Raw genomic sequence first — 690 nt, forward strand, 5'->3', positions numbered from 1 at the left:
CAAATGTTTCATGATCTGGTGACACTTCCTCTAATGGAAGTTCTTGTGTTGGTACTTCTGTTTGAATCTCTTCATATGCCTCCATATCAGTTGAAACTTCTTCTAGTGGCATTTCTTGTTCTGGTACCTCTGTTTGGATTTCTTCATATGCTTCCATATCAGTTGAAACCTCTTCTAATGGTACCTCTTGTTCTGGTACTTCTGTTTGTACATCTTCATGTACTTCTATATCAGTCGGAATTTCTTCTAGTGGTACTGCTTGTTCTGGTACTTCTGTTTGAATTTCTTCATAAGCCTCCATACCAGCTTGTGTTTCTTCCCCTGTTGGGATTTCCTCATCTTCTAAAGATACAAGCTCTGGTTGAACCTCCATTTCTGATTCTTCTACTTCTGTTCCTTCTTGTTGTTCTTCCATTTCTTGTTCTAATGCTTCCTTATCTAAGCTGATAAGGTCTTGTTGCATTGGTGCCTCTTCTTCACCTGGTGTCGTTTGTTCTTTTCCTTCCTCTTCCTGCTGTGGTAAATTCCCTTCTTTATCACGATCCTGTAAAGAAATAAGATTTCCTTTCTTTTTATTCTCTTCTTTTTCTTGATCCGTTTGATTATTTGGTAAATCATTCGGTATATTCGCTTGCACTAACGGATTGGCTTTTGTCTTTTCGTCATCTGTCCCAGCATTTTCTAACTGGC

At 38.6% G+C, this 690-nt stretch carries 1 pseudogene; it reads right to left on the reverse strand.

The features are described 5' to 3' along the window. Positions 1-690, reverse strand: a pseudogene (locus MR160_RS33765) (hypothetical protein); the annotation flags it as partial.

The organism is Bacillus cereus group sp. BfR-BA-01382 (assembly GCF_022663475.1).
Taxonomy (GTDB): Bacteria; Bacillota; Bacilli; order Bacillales; family Bacillaceae_G; genus Bacillus_A; species Bacillus_A thuringiensis_S.